This is a genomic window from Streptomyces pyxinicus, assembly GCF_024753135.1.
Lineage (GTDB): Bacteria > Actinomycetota > Actinomycetes > Streptomycetales > Streptomycetaceae > Streptomyces > Streptomyces pyxinicus.
In genome coordinates, this window is sequence record NZ_JANUGP010000002.1 from 425,765 (window position 1) to 439,894 (window position 14,130).

Genomic DNA, 14,130 nt, shown 5'->3' on the forward strand with positions numbered 1-14,130 from the left:
ACGCCGGTCGCCGGGCCGGTGACGGCTCCCCGCGGAGCACGCGCGGAGCACGTCGCGGCCGGCGACCGGCGCGCGGGCGCCACGTACAGTGCGGTCATGACCCATCCGAACGCCGCGTCGCGCCCCACTCAAGCCGTGATCCTGGCCGGTGGCCAGGGGTCACGGCTGCGTCCGTACACCGACGACCGGCCCAAGCCGATGGTCGAGATCCCGGGCACGGGCACTCCGATCATCGGCCACCAGCTCACCTGGCTCGCCGAGGAGGGCGTCACGGACGTGGTGGTCTCCTGCGGCCACCTCGCCGACGTCCTCCAGAAGTGGCTGGACTCGGCCGACCTGCCGGTCTCCGTCACCACCGTCGTCGAGACCGAGCCCCTCGGCCGCGGCGGCGGCCTGCGCTACGCGGCCGCCCGTCTCCCGCACCCCGAGCGGTCCTGGTACGCCACCAACGGCGACATCTGGACCCACTTCTCGCTGCGGGACATGGCCGACTTCCACACCGAGCGGGACGCGGTGGCGACGCTCGCGCTGGCCCGGCCGCGGATTCCCTGGGGCGCCGTGAAGACCGACGGCTTCGGGCACATCACCGACTTCATCGAGGCACCGCCGTCGACGTTCGAGATCAACGCCGGTGTGTACGTGTTCTCCGCCGAGTTCGCCACGCTGCTGCCCGAGCGCGGCGACCACGAGCGGACGACGTTCCCACGGCTGGCCCGGGAGCGGAAGCTCGCCGGGTTCCCGCTGCCGCAGGGGTCGTACTGGCGGGCCATCGACACCGCCAAGGACCTGACGGAGGCCGCCAAGGAGCTGTCCGCGCTGGGCCGGTAGCCCCGGCGACCGGAACAGAAGGGCCCCGTACCCGCCGCTCTGCCGCGGGTACGGGGCCCTTCGCCGTCGTACGGCCGGTTCAGCCCAGCAGGCCGCCCACCAGGCCCGGCTGGCCCGTGGAGGTGCTGCTGCCGCCGCCGGACGAGGTGCCGCCGGTGCCGCCCGTCGAGGAGCCGCCGGTGCTGCCGCCGCCGCCCGTGCTGGTCGGGCCCGCCGAGGTGCTCGGGGCGCCGCCGACGGGGGCGGACCGGCGGGGCGGGACCTGGCCCGTGGTGCCCTGGGTCTGGGTGGGCGTGGTGGCGGTCGCACCGCCGGCCGAGCGGGTCGCGCCGGGGGTGGCCGAGCCGGAGGGGCTCGCGCCGGCCGTGGCGCCGCCGGTGGGCGAGCTGGGGGCCGAGGGGGTGGCGCTGTGCCGCCCGCCGGGCTCCGGGAGCGGGGAGCCGGGCATGTTGTTGCGGGGGGCCTCACCGGGGCCGGGTACGACGACCCGGCTGGAGTCGCGGACCGCGCCGCCGAGCACGGAGCCGACGACCAGGGTGAGGCCGACGGTGACCAGCGTGACCAGGGCGCCGCGGCGCAGGACGTACCGGCGCAGCTCCCAGATGTCGGAGCGGGGGCCGAGGCGCCGCCAGGCACCGCCCGCGAGACGGCCGTCCACCGAGTAGACGGGGGCGCCGGCGATGATCAGCGGGGACCAGGCGGCCAGGTAGATGATGTCGGGGGCGTCGTAGGCGGGGACCGTCTTCCAGCTCACGGTGACGATCAGCGCGGCCGAGAGCAGGACGCCGAACACCGCCGCCACCCGCTGCCAGCAGCCCAGGACCGTGAGCACGCCCACGACGACCTGGAGGAAGGCGATGACCAGCCCGGAGCCCACGGGGTGGTGCAGGGCGAACTGGCGCATCGGCTCGGCCACGTCCCACGGGTGCAGGGTGTTGAGCCACGTGACCATGGAGCCGCGCTTGCCGCCGTCGAAGTAGACGGGGTCGCACAGCTTGCCCATGCCGGCGTAGATGGAGATGAAGCCGAGGAAGATGCGCAGCGGCAGCAGGACGACGCCGAGGTTCATCCGGCGGCCGGGGTAGTAGGCGTGCCGGGCGGGGTCGTCGCCGTGGCGTCGGCCGGTGCGCGGCCGGCCGTCGGCGTCGGCGGACTCCGCGTAGGCGCCGTAGTCGTCGTACTCGCCGTAGCCGTCGTAGCCGTCGGAGTTTCCGTAGGCCTCGAACTCGCCCGTGTCGTACGGCGGTTCGTCGTAGGCGCTGCCCGCCGTGCGCATCTGGGGCAGCAGGCGGGTGCCGGCGGCGTCGGGGGCGGTGCGCTGGTGGCCGACGAGGGGGGTCTCGACCGTCTGGTCCGGCCGGCCGCCGGTCCCGACGCGCGGGATGACCTGGGTGGCGCCCGCCGCGGACTCCTCGGTGTGGCGGACGCTGCTGCCCCGCACGGCTTGGAGCAGCCGGTGGGCGCCGGTGTCGTCGGGGGCGGACCTGCCGCTCCACACGACGGGGCGGCGCCGGCCGGGCGCGCCGCCGGAGCGGCCCGCGGTGCCCAGGACCGGGGTACGGGCGGTGTCCTGGCCGGCGCTCGGATGCCGGGCGATCCGCGGGGAGAGGCCGCGCCTCGCCGACGCGCCGAGCTGCACGCGGAAGCTGGCGTGATTGACGATGACCTGCGCCGGATCGCTCGGCACCTTCACCATGCTCAGCGCGGGAGCGTCGTCGAAGCCCGACGGGCGCTCCCCCGTGAATGTGCGGGGTGTTCTGGTGTCCACACTCATCTAACCGAGTGATGTGGAGTTAGGACACTGCCTTGACCGCCCGGATGTGTCCGGACCGCGTCAAAGCAGCCCCAGGCGCCACGAGGACCCCCGAATCACCCCGCAGGGGGTAGCTTTCGCACGCGCGTTCAGACGCGGCGGCGAGCCGCCTCGTACAGCACGATCCCGGCCGCCACACCGGCGTTGAGGGACTCCGCGCCGCCCGGCATCGGGATGCGGACGCGGAAGTCGCAGGTCTCGCCGACCAGCCGGGACAGGCCCTTGCCCTCGCTGCCGACGACGATGACGACCGGGCCGCCGAGCGCCTCCAGGTCGCCCAGCTCCGTCTCGCCGTCCGCCGCGAGGCCGACGACCGTGATGCCGGCCTTCTTGTAGGCCTCCAGGGCGCGGGTGAGGTTGGTGGCGCGGGCGACCGGGGTACGGGCGGCCGTACCGGCGGAGGTCTTCCAGGCGCCGGCGGTCATGCCGGCCGAGCGGCGCTCGGGTACGACGACGCCGTGGCCGCCGAAGGCGGAGACCGAGCGGACGACGGCACCGAGGTTGCGCGGGTCGGTGACGCCGTCGAGGGCGACGACCAGCGGGTCCTCGCCGTCGTCGTGGGCGGCGGCGACCAGGTCCTCCGGGTGCGCGTACTCGTACGGCGGGACCTGGAGCACCAGGCCCTGGTGGTTCAGGCCGTTGGTCATGCGGTCCAGCTCGGGGCGCGGGGCCTCCATGAGGTTGATGCCGCCGCGCTCGGCGGCGAGCTGGAGGGCCTCGCGGACCCGCTCGTCGCTGTCGATGAACTGCTGGACGTAGAGGGTGCTGGCGGGCACGCCCTCGCGCAGCGCCTCCACCACCGGGTTGCGGCCGACGACCAGCTCGGAGGCGGACCTGCCGCCCCGGCGCTGCGGGGTACGGCCCTGGGCGCGGCGGGACTTGGCCGTGGCGGCGCGCTGCTTGGCGTGGCCCTTGCGCATCTCGGCGGGCGGGGTGGGGCCCTTGCCCTCCAGGCCCCGGCGCCGCTGGCCGCCGCTGCCGACCTGCGCGCCCTTCTTACCGGACATGCGACGGTTGTTCGCGGCCATGAGGTACCTGTCTCTGCTCTCTCGGGGAAGCTCGCGGTGAGCTTGTCGTACGGACGTCTACGGATGTCTTATGCAGACGGGTGTCTTATGCAGTGTGCCGCCCGGGGGCCCGGGCGGCACAGTCGATCAAGGATTCGGTCAGCGGGCGCCGAGGCTCCAGCGCGGACCCTGGGGGCTGTCCTCGATGGCGAGGCCGGCCTGGCCGAGCTGGTCGCGGATGGCGTCGGCGGTGGCCCAGTCCTTGCGGGCGCGGGCGGACTCGCGCTGGTCGAGGACGAGGCGGACCAGGCTGTCGACCACGCCGTGCAGGTCCTCGCCGCGATCCGACTCGCCGGCCCAGTGCGCGTCGAGCGGGTCGAGGCCGAGGACGCCGAGCATCGCGCGGACCTCGGCGAGGCGGGCGACGGCGGCCTCCTTGTCGTCGGCGGCCAGCGCGCTGTTGCCCTGCCGGACCGTGGTGTGCACGACGGCCAGGGCGCCCGGGACGCCGAGGTCGTCGTCCATGGCCTCGGCGAAGGCGGGCGGGACCTCGGCGGCGGGCTCGACGACCCCGCCGGCCAGCTCGACCACGCGCTGCGCGAAGCCCTCGATCCGGGCGAACGCGGACTCGGCCTCGCGCAGCGACTCCTCGCTGTACTCGATCATCGAGCGGTAGTGCGGGGTGCCCAGGTAGTAGCGGAGCACGATCGGGCGCCACTGCCGGACCATCTCGCTGACCAGCACGCTGTTGCCGAGCGACTTGGACATCTTGTCGCCGGCCATGGTGACCCAGGCGTTGTGCACCCAGTACCGCGCGAAGTCGTCGCCGTAGGCCTTGGCCTGGGCGATCTCGTTCTCGTGGTGCGGGAAGATCAGGTCGAGGCCGCCGCCGTGGATGTCGAAGGCGCTGCCCAGGTACTTGTGGGCCATCGCCGAGCACTCCAGGTGCCAGCCGGGGCGGCCGGGGCCCCACGGGGTCGGCCAGGTCGGCTCGCCGGGCTTGGCGGACTTCCACAGCGCGAAGTCGCGCGGGTCCCGCTTGCCGGTCTCGCCGTCGCCCGCGGGCTGGAGCAGGTTGTCCAGTTCCTGCCGGGACAGCTCCAGGTAGCGGGGGAAGGAGCGCACGTCGAAGTAGACGTTGCCGTCGGCCGCGTAGGCGTGGCCGCGCTCGATGAGGCCCCGCATCATCTCGGTCATCTCGGTGATGTGGCCGGTGGCGCGGGGCTCGTAGGTGGGCGGGAGGCAGCCGAGGGCGGTGTAGCCGTCGTTGAAGGCGCGCTCGTTGGCGTAGCCGATCGACCACCAGGGGCGGTTCTGCTCACGGGACTTGGCGATGATCTTGTCGTCGATGTCGGTGACGTTGCGGACGAACGTCACCTCGTAGCCGCGGTACTCGAACCAGCGGCGCATGATGTCGAAGTTCAGGCCGGAGCGGATGTGCCCGATGTGGGGTGCCGCCTGCACGGTGGCGCCACAGAGGTAGATCGAGACGCAGCCCGGCGTGAGCGGGGTGAAGTCACGGATCTGCCGGGCGCTGGTGTCGTACAGGCGAATGGTCACGCCTCCAGAGTAGTGGGCGCGGGGCAGTGCCATGCGCCCACCGCCCGGGATTCCCGGGCCTCAGAGCATCCCGACCACCTTGCGCGCCGAGATCCGTACGACGACCCGCTCGGCGTCCTGCCCGGAGGCCGGGTTGAAGTCCGCGTACTTCTTGCCGGTGTACTTCACGCTCAGCTCGTCGATGAGGTCCTGGCCGCCCTCGGTGGTGGTCTCGGCGGTGCCGCGGATCTCGGCGTACTCGTAGGGCTGCCGGGGGTCGGTGACGACGACGGTCACCCGGGGGTCGCGCTCCAGGTTCTTGTACTTGCGGCGGTCGACCGTGGTGGAGAAGAGGAGGGTGTCACCGTCGCGCTTCACCCAGACCGGGGACATCTGCGGGCTGCCGTCGGGCTGGACGGTGCCGACGACGATGAACACCTTCTCGTCGAGCAGGGACTTGAGCCGGTCGGACAGGGCGGCGGGCATGGGTACCTCCGGGGCCTGGTGGCAAGTGCACGGTCTCGCTGTGCGGGTGGTCACTGTGCGGGTACCCTCGCACGCTCTCGGCTCACCCGCACCCCGGGTTCCCGCTCAGCCCGCGCGCACCACCAGGGCCGTCGCCACCGCCATCAGCCCTTCTCCGCGGCCGGGGAAGCCGAGGCCGTCGGTGGTCGCGCCGGAGACGGAGACGGGGGCGCCGGCCGCCGCGGAGAGGACCCGCTGCGCCTCGTCCCGCCGCTTGCCGATCTTCGGGCGGGGTCCGACCACCTGGACGGCGATGTTGCCGATGGTGAAACCGGCCGCGCGGACGATCCGGGCCGCCTCGGTGAGCAGGACGGTGCCGGAGGCGCCGGACCACTCCGGGCGCCCGGTGCCGAAGTGCTGCCCGAGGTCGCCGAGCCCCGCGGCGGAGAACAGCGCGTTGCAGGCGGCGTGCGCGACGACGTCCGCGTCCGAGTGCCCGGCGAGTCCGGGGCCCTCGCCTTCCCACTTCAGGCCGGCGCACCACAGCTCGCGGCCGTCCTCGAAGGCGTGGATGTCGGTGCCGATGCCGACCTGCGGCAGCACCGGAACGGGCGGCACGGGCGCGGACGGCACCGGCACGGGCGGCAGGGGCGCGGGCGGCTGCTCAGAAGCCATCGTTGAGCCTCCTGCGGGCCAGGACCGCCTCGGCGAGGACCAGGTCGAGCGGGCGGGTCACCTTGAAGGCCTCCTCGTGACCGGGTACGGCGACCACGGCCAGCCCCAGCTGCTCCACCATGCTCGCGTCGTCGGTGACGTCGCCGGTGACGCTCTCATGGGCGCGCACCAGGGCCGCCCGGTCGAAGCCCTGCGGGGTCTGCACCGCGCGCAGCCGGGCCCGCTCGGGCGTGCCGAGGACCGGCTCGGGGTCGCCGGCCACCGCGGCGGGCTCGACCTCCTTTACGGTGTCGGCGAGCGGCAGCGCGGGGACGACGGCGCGGGCGCCGTCGCGTACGGCCTCGATGACGGCGTCGACCGTGTCGACGGGGACGAGCGGGCGGGCCGCGTCGTGCACGAGGACGACGCCGTACTCGGGCGGCAGCGCGTCCAGGCCGAGCTTCACCGACTCCTGCCGGCTCTCGCCGCCGGGCACCACCAGGAAGTCGGTGCGCTCGGGCAGCGCGTGCGCGTCCAGCAGGGACTTGACCTCGGCGGCGCCGTCCGGCGGGGCGGCGACGACCACCAGGGAGACATGGCGGGAGGCGGCGAGGGCGCGGATGGCGTGGATGAGCATCGGCGTGCCGTTCAGCGCGCGCAGCGCCTTGGGCGCGCCGGGGCCGAGGCGGACGCCGCGGCCGGCGGCGGGGATCACGGCGGCGACGGGTGGCTGCGCGGGCGAGGCGGGCGGCTGCGCGGACACGGGGCGCGTTTCGTCAGTCATCGGTTCCTGTCAGGTTTGTGTGCTCGACCCGGGTGGGTATGCGCTGAGGAGTGCCGGGCGCGACGCCTTGACCGGACCCCTTCCGTGACCCTGGTCGAGCCATCCGCCCGGGCCCGGCACGTCGAGTATCGGGGGGATCGGGAGCTTTCCTCGCGGGATTCGCGGACGCGGCGGGCCGCTGCGGATCCGGTGGCGCCGCGGAATCCGGTGGCGCCGCCGGGGGCGACGACGATGACGACGTCTCCCCGGGTCTTCCCGGGCCTCTCCGGACGATTACGACGTCTCTCCGGGGGAACCGGCACCGCATGCGCGGACGGACATGGGGACGAACATGCCGCAGCGCCCGGCGACAGGATCAGTGTCATCGGGCACCGCGGCATGTGCGTGAGCTGAGCGCGCTGAGCGTGCTGCGGGCGGCGAGGTGTCGCCGGCGCCGCGCGTCAGGAAGCGAGCACCTCGTCGAGCAGGGCCTCGGCCTTGTCCTCGTTCGTGTTCTCGGCGAGAGCCAGCTCGCTCACCAGGATCTGGCGGGCCTTGGCGAGCATGCGCTTCTCACCGGCGGAGAGTCCACGCTCGCGCTCACGACGCCACAGGTCACGCACGACTTCCGCGACCTTGATGACATCGCCGGAGGCGAGCTTCTCCAGATTTGCCTTGTAACGACGGGACCAGTTCGTGGGCTCCTCGGCATACGGCGCGCGCAGCACCTCGAAGACCCGGTCCAGCCCGTCCTGACCGACCACATCACGCACGCCGACGAACTCCGCATTGTCCGCTGGCACACGTACCGTCAGGTCACCCTGGGCGACCTTCAGCACCAAGTAGGTCTTGTCCACGCCTTTGATCTGGCGAGTTTCGATGGCCTCGATCAGCGCGGCCCCGTGATGGGGATAGACCACGGTGTCGCCAACCTTGAACGTCATGTGACAGGTACCCCTTCCGTGGCTATCCAGGGTAACACGGATACGGCGTCTTCTGAATGGCGTTTTCGCAGGTCAGGGCATATCTCGGGGCTTGACAACAGCAACCGGAACGTGCTGCGAGAGGCTCCCGGAAGCGGGTATTCGCAGGTCGGAGGGGCTCTACGGGCGGGACGAAACGCCCACGTCACACGCCCCGCGCACTCACCCCAAGTGGCGGAACATCCTGATATGTCCGCTTCCATACGTGCGACTTCCGCTACTCCGTTCGGTGGCCGGGGGCCGATGTGAGCCGTTTCCGGAATTGATCAACGGCAGTCGGCGGGGTGGCCGGTGATCAATATCGGGGGTGGCGGGCGCATTCCCTCACGGAAGTTTTGCGGGCGGTTTTACGAATGGCGCACGACGCCTCGTCAATGTGACGGGAGAGACATGGAGAGGCTCATGTGACAGGAGTGACGGGTGGTTCACGGGTACCCCCACCCGGAGGGATGGGCGCCGCTCGGGGAGGGTCGGGTGCGGTGGCGTCGGAACGGCTCGGTAACCTAGCGGCGCTGACAGACACTTAGGGTGGCTTTATAGGGAGCCGCCCGCGCGTTCAAGGAGATGCCGCCGCCGTGAGCAGCAGCCTTCGACGCGGCGCCCTCGCCGCCTCCGCCATCGTCTTCTCGATCGCCTCGCTCGCCGCCTGCGGCGCCGGCAACAACTCGCAGACCCTGGAGATCAAGCCGGACAACGCGGCCACCAGCGTCGGCCACATCAAGGTCCAGAACGCGCTGATCATCACCCAGCCGGACCTGAAGGCGACCGGCCCCGCGGTGGTCTCCGCGACCGTGTTCAACTCGGACAGCAAGCCCCAGACCCTCCAGTCGATCAAGATCGGCAGCACCTCCACGGAGCTGAAGCCGGCCAAGGGCCAGAGCCTGTCCATCCCCGCCTACGGCTCCCTGGTCATCGGCGGCAAGGACAACGCCTCCGCGGTGCTCTCCAGCGGCCGTGAGGCGGTCCAGGACGGCAACGCCCAGGAGATGACCTTCACCTTCAGCAAGACCGGTGACGTGGGTCTGAAGGCGTTCGTGGTCCCGGCCACCAGCTACTTCGACAAGTGGGGCCCGAGCGAGATCCCGTCCGCCCCGGCCTCCGCGTCGTCCTCCGCCTCCTCCTCGGCGTCCGGCGCCGCGGGCGCGACGGCCTCCGGCACCGGCAAGCCGGGCAAGAACACCCCGTCGGCCGGCGCCACCGGCGGGTCGGTCACGCCGAGCGATTCCGCGTCCGGGTCGGCCGCGGGTCACTGAGCGGCCGTACCGGCTGCGTCAGGTCGTACCGGCTGCAACGGTCGTACCGGCTCGTACCGGCTGCATCGGTCGTACCGGCTCGTACCGGCTGCATCGGTCGTACCGGCTGCCATTCGAGCCGCCGCACTCGCCGCAGGCCGCCGCATCCGCCGTAGGCCGCCGCATCCGCTGTACGCCGCCGCACCCGCCGTACGCCGAAGGGCGGCGCCCCCGTCGGGGTGCCGCCCTTCGGCATGTCTCGGAGAGGTTCGGCCTACGGCTCGAACTTGTACCCCAGACCGCGGACCGTCACCAGATAGCGCGGCGCGCCCGGGTCCGGCTCGATCTTGGCGCGCAGCCGCTTGACGTGCACGTCGAGGGTCTTGGTGTCGCCCACGTAGTCGGCGCCCCAGACCCGGTCGATAAGCTGCATGCGGGTGAGCACCCGGCCGGCGTTGCGCAGCAGCATCTCCAGCAGGTCGAACTCCTTGAGCGGCAGGTCGACCTTGGAGCCGCCGACGGTGACCACGTGCCGGTCGACGTCCATCCGGACCGGACCGGCCTCCAGCGCGGCCGGGGTGACCTCCTCCGGCTCGCCGCGCCGGCGCAGCACCGCGCGGATCCGGGCGACCAGTTCGCGGGAGGAGAAGGGCTTGGTGACGTAGTCGTCGGCTCCTATCTCCAGACCGACCACCTTGTCGATCTCGCTGTCCTTCGCGGTCACCATGATCACGGGGACGTTGGAGCGGCCGCGCAGCTGACGGCAGACCTCGGTGCCGGGCAGGCCCGGCAGCATCAGGTCGAGCAGGACGAGGTCGGCGCCGTTGCGCTCGAACTCGTCGAGTCCGTCGGGCCCGGTGGCCGCTACCGCGACCTCGAAGCCCTCCTTGCGGAGCATGTACGACAGGGCGTCGGAGAAGGACTCCTCGTCCTCGACGACGAGCACTCGGGTCACGGAAGGACCTCCGGGGCGGGAAGCGGTTCGTACGGGGATGACTCGGTGGTGCCGGCCTCGTCGTCGAGGTCGGGGTGCTGCTGCGCGCGGTCGCGGGCCGCGCCCGCCTCCGGCAGTCTGAGGGTGAAGGTGGAGCCCTGGCCCTCGGCGCTCCACACCGTGACCTCCCCGCCGTGCGAGGCGACCACGTGCTTGACGATGGCGAGACCCAGACCGGTGCCGCCGGTGGCCCGGGAGCGGGCCGGGTCGACGCGGTAGAAGCGCTCGAAGACGCGCTCCTTGTCCCGCTCGGAGATGCCGATGCCCTGGTCGGTGACGGCCAGCTCGATCAGATCACCGCCGGGGCCGCCGATCCTGCGGGCGGCGATGCCGACGCGGGTGCGGGCCGGGGAGTAGTTGACGGCGTTCTCGACCAGATTGCCGAGGGCGGCGGCGAGCTGGCCGCGGTTGCCCCACACGTGCAGGTCGGCGGTGCCGCCGGCGGCCATGGTGATCTGCTTGGTGCCGGCCTGGTGGCGGCAGCGGTCCATGGCCTCGGCGACCAGTTCGTCCACCCGGACCGGCTCGGCGTCCTCCAGCGGGTCGTCGTTCTGCACCCGGGAGAGGTCGATCAGTTCCTGGACCAGGTTGGTCAGCCGGGTCGCCTCGATCTGCATCCGGCCCGCGAAGCGCGTCACGGCCTCGGGGTCGTCCGAGGCGTCCATGACGGCCTCGGAGAGCAGGGAGAGCGCGCCGACGGGCGTCTTCAGCTCATGGCTCACATTGGCCACGAAGTCGCGCCGTACGGCCTCGATCCGGCGGGCCTCGGTCAGGTCCTCGACCAGCAGCAGGACCAGGCGGGAGCCGAGCGGGGCGACTCTGGCGGAGACGGCGAGGGCCTCGCCGCGTCCGGTGCCGCGCCGGGGCAGATCCAGCTCGACCTGGCGTATCTCGCCGTCGCGCCGGGTGTCCCGGGCCATCTGCAGCATGGGCTCGACGGCGAGCTTGCCGCCGCGCACCAGTCCGAGGGCGTAGGCGGCCGAGCTGGCCTTGACGACGGCGTCGGCCTCGTCGAGGACGACGGCCGAGGAGCGGAGCACGGACAACACGGTGTCCACGCCGGGCGGGAGTACGGGATCGGTGTGCAAGGAAGTCCTGGTGGGTCGCTTCTGGTCGCGTTCGCTCCAGCGGAACGCCAGCATGGCGATGACACCGGTGAGCACCCCGGCGATCGCTGCCGCTGCGGCGACCGCCGCGTTCACGTCCATGCCTCCAGGTTAGGCATGGGGTACGACATGCCCACAGCCGTCCGGGTGCGACCTCGAACACTCGTCGCCCAGAGTTCACCTGGGAGCCAGTGCTGGTTCATTTGGGGTGGCGGAAACGGACGCGTACGGAACCGAACGTGGGAGCGTGGGGAGCGCAGCCCCCGAAGCACACGTACGAGAGGGAGCCCTGATGCGGGACGCTTACCACGAGGAACTTGACTCGATCGGCGACGGACTGGTGGAGATGGCCCGCCTGACCGGGTCGGCGATCGGGCGCGCCACGACCGCCATCCTCGACGCCGACCTGAAGCTGGCCGAGAGCGTGATCGAGGCCGACCAGAAGGTCGACGAACTCCAGCACGACCTGGAGGCCCGGGCGATAGCCCTGCTCGCCCGCCAGCAGCCGGTGGCGACGGATCTCCGTATCGTCGTCACCTCGCTGCGCATGTCCGCCGACCTGGAGCGCTCCGGCGACCTCGCCCAGCACGTGGCGAAGCTGGCCCGGCTGCGCTTCCCGTCCCGGGCGGTCCCGCAGGACCTGCACGCCACCATCCTGGAGATGGGCCAGCTCGCGCAGCGCCTGATGGCCAAGGCGGCCGAGGTCATCATCACCAAGGACGTCGACCTGGCACTCCAGCTGGAGCAGGACGACGACGACATGGACCTGCTGCACCGCACCCTCTTCCAGCACCTGATCGACGAGCGCTGGAAGCACGGCATCGAGACGGCCGTCGACGTCACCCTCCTCGGCCGCTACTACGAGCGCTACGCGGACCACGCGGTGGCCGTCGCGAAGCGCGTCGTCTACCTGGTCACGGGCGAGCACGCGGACGAGCTGCAGGCGGGCATCGAGCCGGTCACGGGGGTGGAGGGGGCGTAGCCCTCCGGGGGCCGGCCGGGACGGAAGCCGGCCGGGACGGAAGGGACAGCTGCGTCGGTCGCGATCCCACCGTCCCACCGGAGTGGCCGCGGAACGGTCCGACGCCTCCGTGCGCTGCGGACGCGCTGCGGATGCGCCGCCGATGCGCTGCCGATGCGCCGTTGATGAGCCCGGGGAATTGGGCATCAACTGGGCGGGGGCACCCCTGCCCCCGCGTCGAGGAGGGACCCATGGCCGAATCCCCCAGCACCACGCCCGACCCCCAGCAGGAGCGCGAGACCGAGCAGCCTGCCGACGCCAGGAGCCTGCCGCTGTTCGGCGCGTGCGGCTGTGGCTCGGGCTGCGGCTGCGGCTGCCAGTCGGGCAACCCCTGCCAGTGCGGCTGACGCCACGCCCGCACGTCACGTCATAGGGCCGGTGGGGAAAGGATCCCTCACCGGCCCTATGCCGTTACGGTGCTCCGGTGTCCGCCTTCATACAGCAACTCCCCGCCCTGGTGGGCGTGGTCATCGGCTCCCTCGGCTCGTACGCGGCCGTCACCCTCGGCGACCGCGCCCGCTTCCGCCGCGAACGCGAGGTCCGCTGGGAGGACCGCCGCCTCGCCGCGTACGCGGAGTACGGCCGGGCCCAGAAGACGATCGTCACCCTCCTCTACCGCACCGCGGCGTTCCTGGACCTCGACCCCCACCCCCACCCGCTCCGCCCGGAGGACTCGGCCCCCCTCCTGACCACCGCCGCGGAGGCACGCGACCTGGCCTGGGAGGCGCTGCTCCTGCTGGGCGACGCCGAGGTGGCGGCAGCGGCCCACGACTGGGCCGGCGTGGTCACCACCATGGAATCCACCCTCCACACCGGCCCCACCACCCCGCCCACCTGGCAAGCCCTCCTCACCGACCAGCGCACGGCCCGCGACCGTTATTACGCGGCGGCCCGAACGGACATCACCTTGCCACCGAACCCCGCGGGGCACTTGCGTCTGGACCAGGGACATCGGGGCTGATGCCGGAGGCCGCATCCACTGCCTGTCCCCTCAGGGCGTGAGTCGGGCCGTCAGGCCATCGAGGACTCTGTCGAGCCCGTACGCGAAGTTGTCATCCCGGATCCGCTGCGGGTGCGCGTCCCGCTGGGCGGAGCTTCCCGCACGCAGCCGCGGATGCTCGCGCGTGGCATCGTCGAAGGCCGGCCGCAGGCCTGTCACCCACTCCTGCTCGGTCTTGCCGCTGCGAGCGATCTGTGAGAGGTACGCGGCCTCGGTGGTCGCGATCCCGATGACGTACGCCATGAGCGTGCCCGTGGCCTGATCCATCTCATGCGCGGGGAAGCCCGCCGCCTCGAACTGCGCGAGGAGTGCCGACGACATCCGCACGGCGTTCGGGCCGACGTGGACGAGACCGACCTGGCCCAGTTCGGGGGCGATCCATGGGTGGCGGAGCGTCATCGCCCGCAGTTCGGTCGCGGTGCGGGTGACGGCCGCGCGCCACCGGGTCCCCCCAGGGGCGGTCGGTACGTCCAGTTCGCCGTAGACCTCGTCCACGACCAGCTCGATCAGCTCGTCCTTGTTGGCCACGTGCCGGTACAGAGAGGTGGCCGCCGTACCCATGCGGGTGCCGAGCTTGCGCATGCTGAGCTCCCCGACGCCCTCCGCGTCCAGCAGGCGGATCGCCTCGGCGACGATCTGCTCGCGGGTCAGGTGTTCCCGCTGCCGAGGGCGCGGCCGGGTCCACACCGAGGTGGACGGCTTCTCGTCGGCTGGCATGCGGCCCT

At 72.3% G+C, this 14,130-nt stretch carries 15 protein-coding genes; 5 read left to right on the forward strand and 10 right to left on the reverse strand.

What is annotated here, in order from left to right; all coding sequences use genetic code 11:
* Nucleotides 1–96: 96 nt before the first annotated feature.
* Nucleotides 97–828, forward strand: coding sequence for a nucleotidyltransferase family protein (locus tag NX794_RS04490; protein WP_258776819.1), 732 nt, complete (start codon nt 97–99; stop codon nt 826–828).
* A 79-nt stretch (nt 829–907) separates the two neighbouring features.
* Here NX794_RS04490 and NX794_RS04495 read toward each other — a convergent pair whose 3' ends face one another.
* The 7 genes from NX794_RS04495 to NX794_RS04525 form a co-directional block, all read right to left on the reverse strand.
* Nucleotides 908–2,602, reverse strand: a complete 1,695-nt coding sequence (locus tag NX794_RS04495) for a DoxX family membrane protein (protein ID WP_258776820.1) — start codon at nt 2,600–2,602, stop codon at nt 908–910.
* 128 nt (nt 2,603–2,730) lie between these two features.
* Nucleotides 2,731–3,669 carry a 23S rRNA (guanosine(2251)-2'-O)-methyltransferase RlmB gene (rlmB, locus tag NX794_RS04500; RefSeq protein WP_258776821.1) on the reverse strand — a complete coding sequence of 313 codons (939 nt, stop codon included), beginning with the start codon at nt 3,667–3,669 and terminating at the stop codon, nt 2,731–2,733.
* A gap of 138 nt (nt 3,670–3,807) precedes the next feature.
* Nucleotides 3,808–5,208, reverse strand: a complete 1,401-nt coding sequence (gene cysS, locus NX794_RS04505) for a cysteine--tRNA ligase (RefSeq protein ID WP_258776824.1) — start codon at nt 5,206–5,208, stop codon at nt 3,808–3,810.
* Nucleotides 5,209–5,268: 60 nt separating this feature from the next.
* The gene (locus NX794_RS04510) at nt 5,269–5,673 is read right to left on the reverse strand and encodes a PPOX class F420-dependent oxidoreductase (protein WP_258776825.1); all 405 of its coding nucleotides are present in this window, start codon (nt 5,671–5,673) and stop codon (nt 5,269–5,271) included.
* Between the two features lie 105 nt (nt 5,674–5,778).
* Nucleotides 5,779–6,327, reverse strand: coding sequence for a 2-C-methyl-D-erythritol 2,4-cyclodiphosphate synthase (gene ispF, locus NX794_RS04515; protein WP_258776826.1), 549 nt, complete (start codon nt 6,325–6,327; stop codon nt 5,779–5,781).
* A complete protein-coding gene (gene ispD, locus NX794_RS04520) occupies nt 6,317–7,090 on the reverse strand; it encodes a 2-C-methyl-D-erythritol 4-phosphate cytidylyltransferase (protein ID WP_258776827.1) in 774 nt (257 codons plus the stop codon). Before ispD ends, ispF begins: the two co-directional genes overlap by 11 nt.
* A 440-nt stretch (nt 7,091–7,530) precedes the next feature.
* On the reverse strand, nt 7,531–8,013 hold the full coding sequence (locus NX794_RS04525) for a CarD family transcriptional regulator (protein ID WP_003953493.1): 483 nt from the start codon (nt 8,011–8,013) through the stop codon (nt 7,531–7,533).
* A gap of 614 nt (nt 8,014–8,627) precedes the next feature.
* Between NX794_RS04525 and NX794_RS04530 the strand changes: the two genes are divergently transcribed.
* On the forward strand, nt 8,628–9,305 hold the full coding sequence (locus NX794_RS04530) for a DUF461 domain-containing protein (protein WP_258776830.1): 678 nt from the start codon (nt 8,628–8,630) through the stop codon (nt 9,303–9,305).
* A gap of 253 nt (nt 9,306–9,558) precedes the next feature.
* Here NX794_RS04530 and phoP read toward each other — a convergent pair whose 3' ends face one another.
* The gene (phoP, locus tag NX794_RS04535; protein ID WP_014673455.1) at nt 9,559–10,239 is read right to left on the reverse strand and encodes a two-component system response regulator PhoP; all 681 of its coding nucleotides are present in this window, start codon (nt 10,237–10,239) and stop codon (nt 9,559–9,561) included.
* Nucleotides 10,236–11,486, reverse strand: coding sequence for a two-component system sensor histidine kinase PhoR (gene phoR / locus NX794_RS04540; RefSeq protein WP_258776831.1), 1,251 nt, complete (start codon nt 11,484–11,486; stop codon nt 10,236–10,238). Before phoR ends, phoP begins: the two co-directional genes overlap by 4 nt.
* A 190-nt stretch (nt 11,487–11,676) precedes the next feature.
* On the opposite strand from phoR, the gene phoU reads away from it, so the two are divergent.
* The 3 genes from phoU to NX794_RS04555 all read left to right on the forward strand — a co-directional run bounded on the left by phoU (nt 11,677) and on the right by NX794_RS04555 (nt 13,366).
* On the forward strand, nt 11,677–12,366 hold the full coding sequence (gene phoU, locus NX794_RS04545; RefSeq protein WP_258776832.1) for a phosphate signaling complex protein PhoU: 690 nt from the start codon (nt 11,677–11,679) through the stop codon (nt 12,364–12,366).
* 230 nt (nt 12,367–12,596) lie between these two features.
* Complete coding sequence (locus tag NX794_RS04550) at nt 12,597–12,752, forward strand: hypothetical protein (RefSeq protein ID WP_258776833.1); 156 nt, start codon at nt 12,597–12,599, stop codon at nt 12,750–12,752.
* Between the two features lie 77 nt (nt 12,753–12,829).
* The gene (locus NX794_RS04555; protein ID WP_258776834.1) at nt 12,830–13,366 is read left to right on the forward strand and encodes a hypothetical protein; all 537 of its coding nucleotides are present in this window, start codon (nt 12,830–12,832) and stop codon (nt 13,364–13,366) included.
* Between the two features lie 30 nt (nt 13,367–13,396).
* On the opposite strand, the gene NX794_RS04560 is transcribed toward NX794_RS04555, so the two are convergent.
* Nucleotides 13,397–14,122: a TetR/AcrR family transcriptional regulator gene (locus NX794_RS04560; RefSeq protein ID WP_258776835.1), complete on the reverse strand. Its 726-nt coding sequence runs from the start codon at nt 14,120–14,122 to the stop codon at nt 13,397–13,399.
* Nucleotides 14,123–14,130: the final 8 nt, after the last annotated feature.

What these genes read in the sequence shown, in the direction of transcription:
- NX794_RS04560 (WP_258776835.1), bottom strand. Translation starts at nt 14,122, where the DNA reads ATGCCAGCCGACGAGAAGCCGTCCACCTCGGTGTGGACCCGGCCGCGC.
- NX794_RS04490 (WP_258776819.1), top strand. Translation starts at nt 97, where the DNA reads ATGACCCATCCGAACGCCGCGTCGCGCCCCACTCAAGCCGTGATCCTG.
- NX794_RS04510 (WP_258776825.1), bottom strand. Translation starts at nt 5,673, where the DNA reads ATGCCCGCCGCCCTGTCCGACCGGCTCAAGTCCCTGCTCGACGAGAAG.
- phoU (WP_258776832.1), top strand. Translation starts at nt 11,677, where the DNA reads ATGCGGGACGCTTACCACGAGGAACTTGACTCGATCGGCGACGGACTG.
- ispF (WP_258776826.1), bottom strand. Translation starts at nt 6,327, where the DNA reads ATGGCTTCTGAGCAGCCGCCCGCGCCCCTGCCGCCCGTGCCGGTGCCG.
- ispD (WP_258776827.1), bottom strand. Translation starts at nt 7,090, where the DNA reads ATGACTGACGAAACGCGCCCCGTGTCCGCGCAGCCGCCCGCCTCGCCC.
- rlmB (WP_258776821.1), bottom strand. Translation starts at nt 3,669, where the DNA reads ATGGCCGCGAACAACCGTCGCATGTCCGGTAAGAAGGGCGCGCAGGTC.
- NX794_RS04495 (WP_258776820.1), bottom strand. Translation starts at nt 2,602, where the DNA reads ATGAGTGTGGACACCAGAACACCCCGCACATTCACGGGGGAGCGCCCG.
- NX794_RS04525 (WP_003953493.1), bottom strand. Translation starts at nt 8,013, where the DNA reads ATGACGTTCAAGGTTGGCGACACCGTGGTCTATCCCCATCACGGGGCC.
- NX794_RS04550 (WP_258776833.1), top strand. Translation starts at nt 12,597, where the DNA reads ATGGCCGAATCCCCCAGCACCACGCCCGACCCCCAGCAGGAGCGCGAG.
- phoR (WP_258776831.1), bottom strand. Translation starts at nt 11,486, where the DNA reads ATGGACGTGAACGCGGCGGTCGCCGCAGCGGCAGCGATCGCCGGGGTG.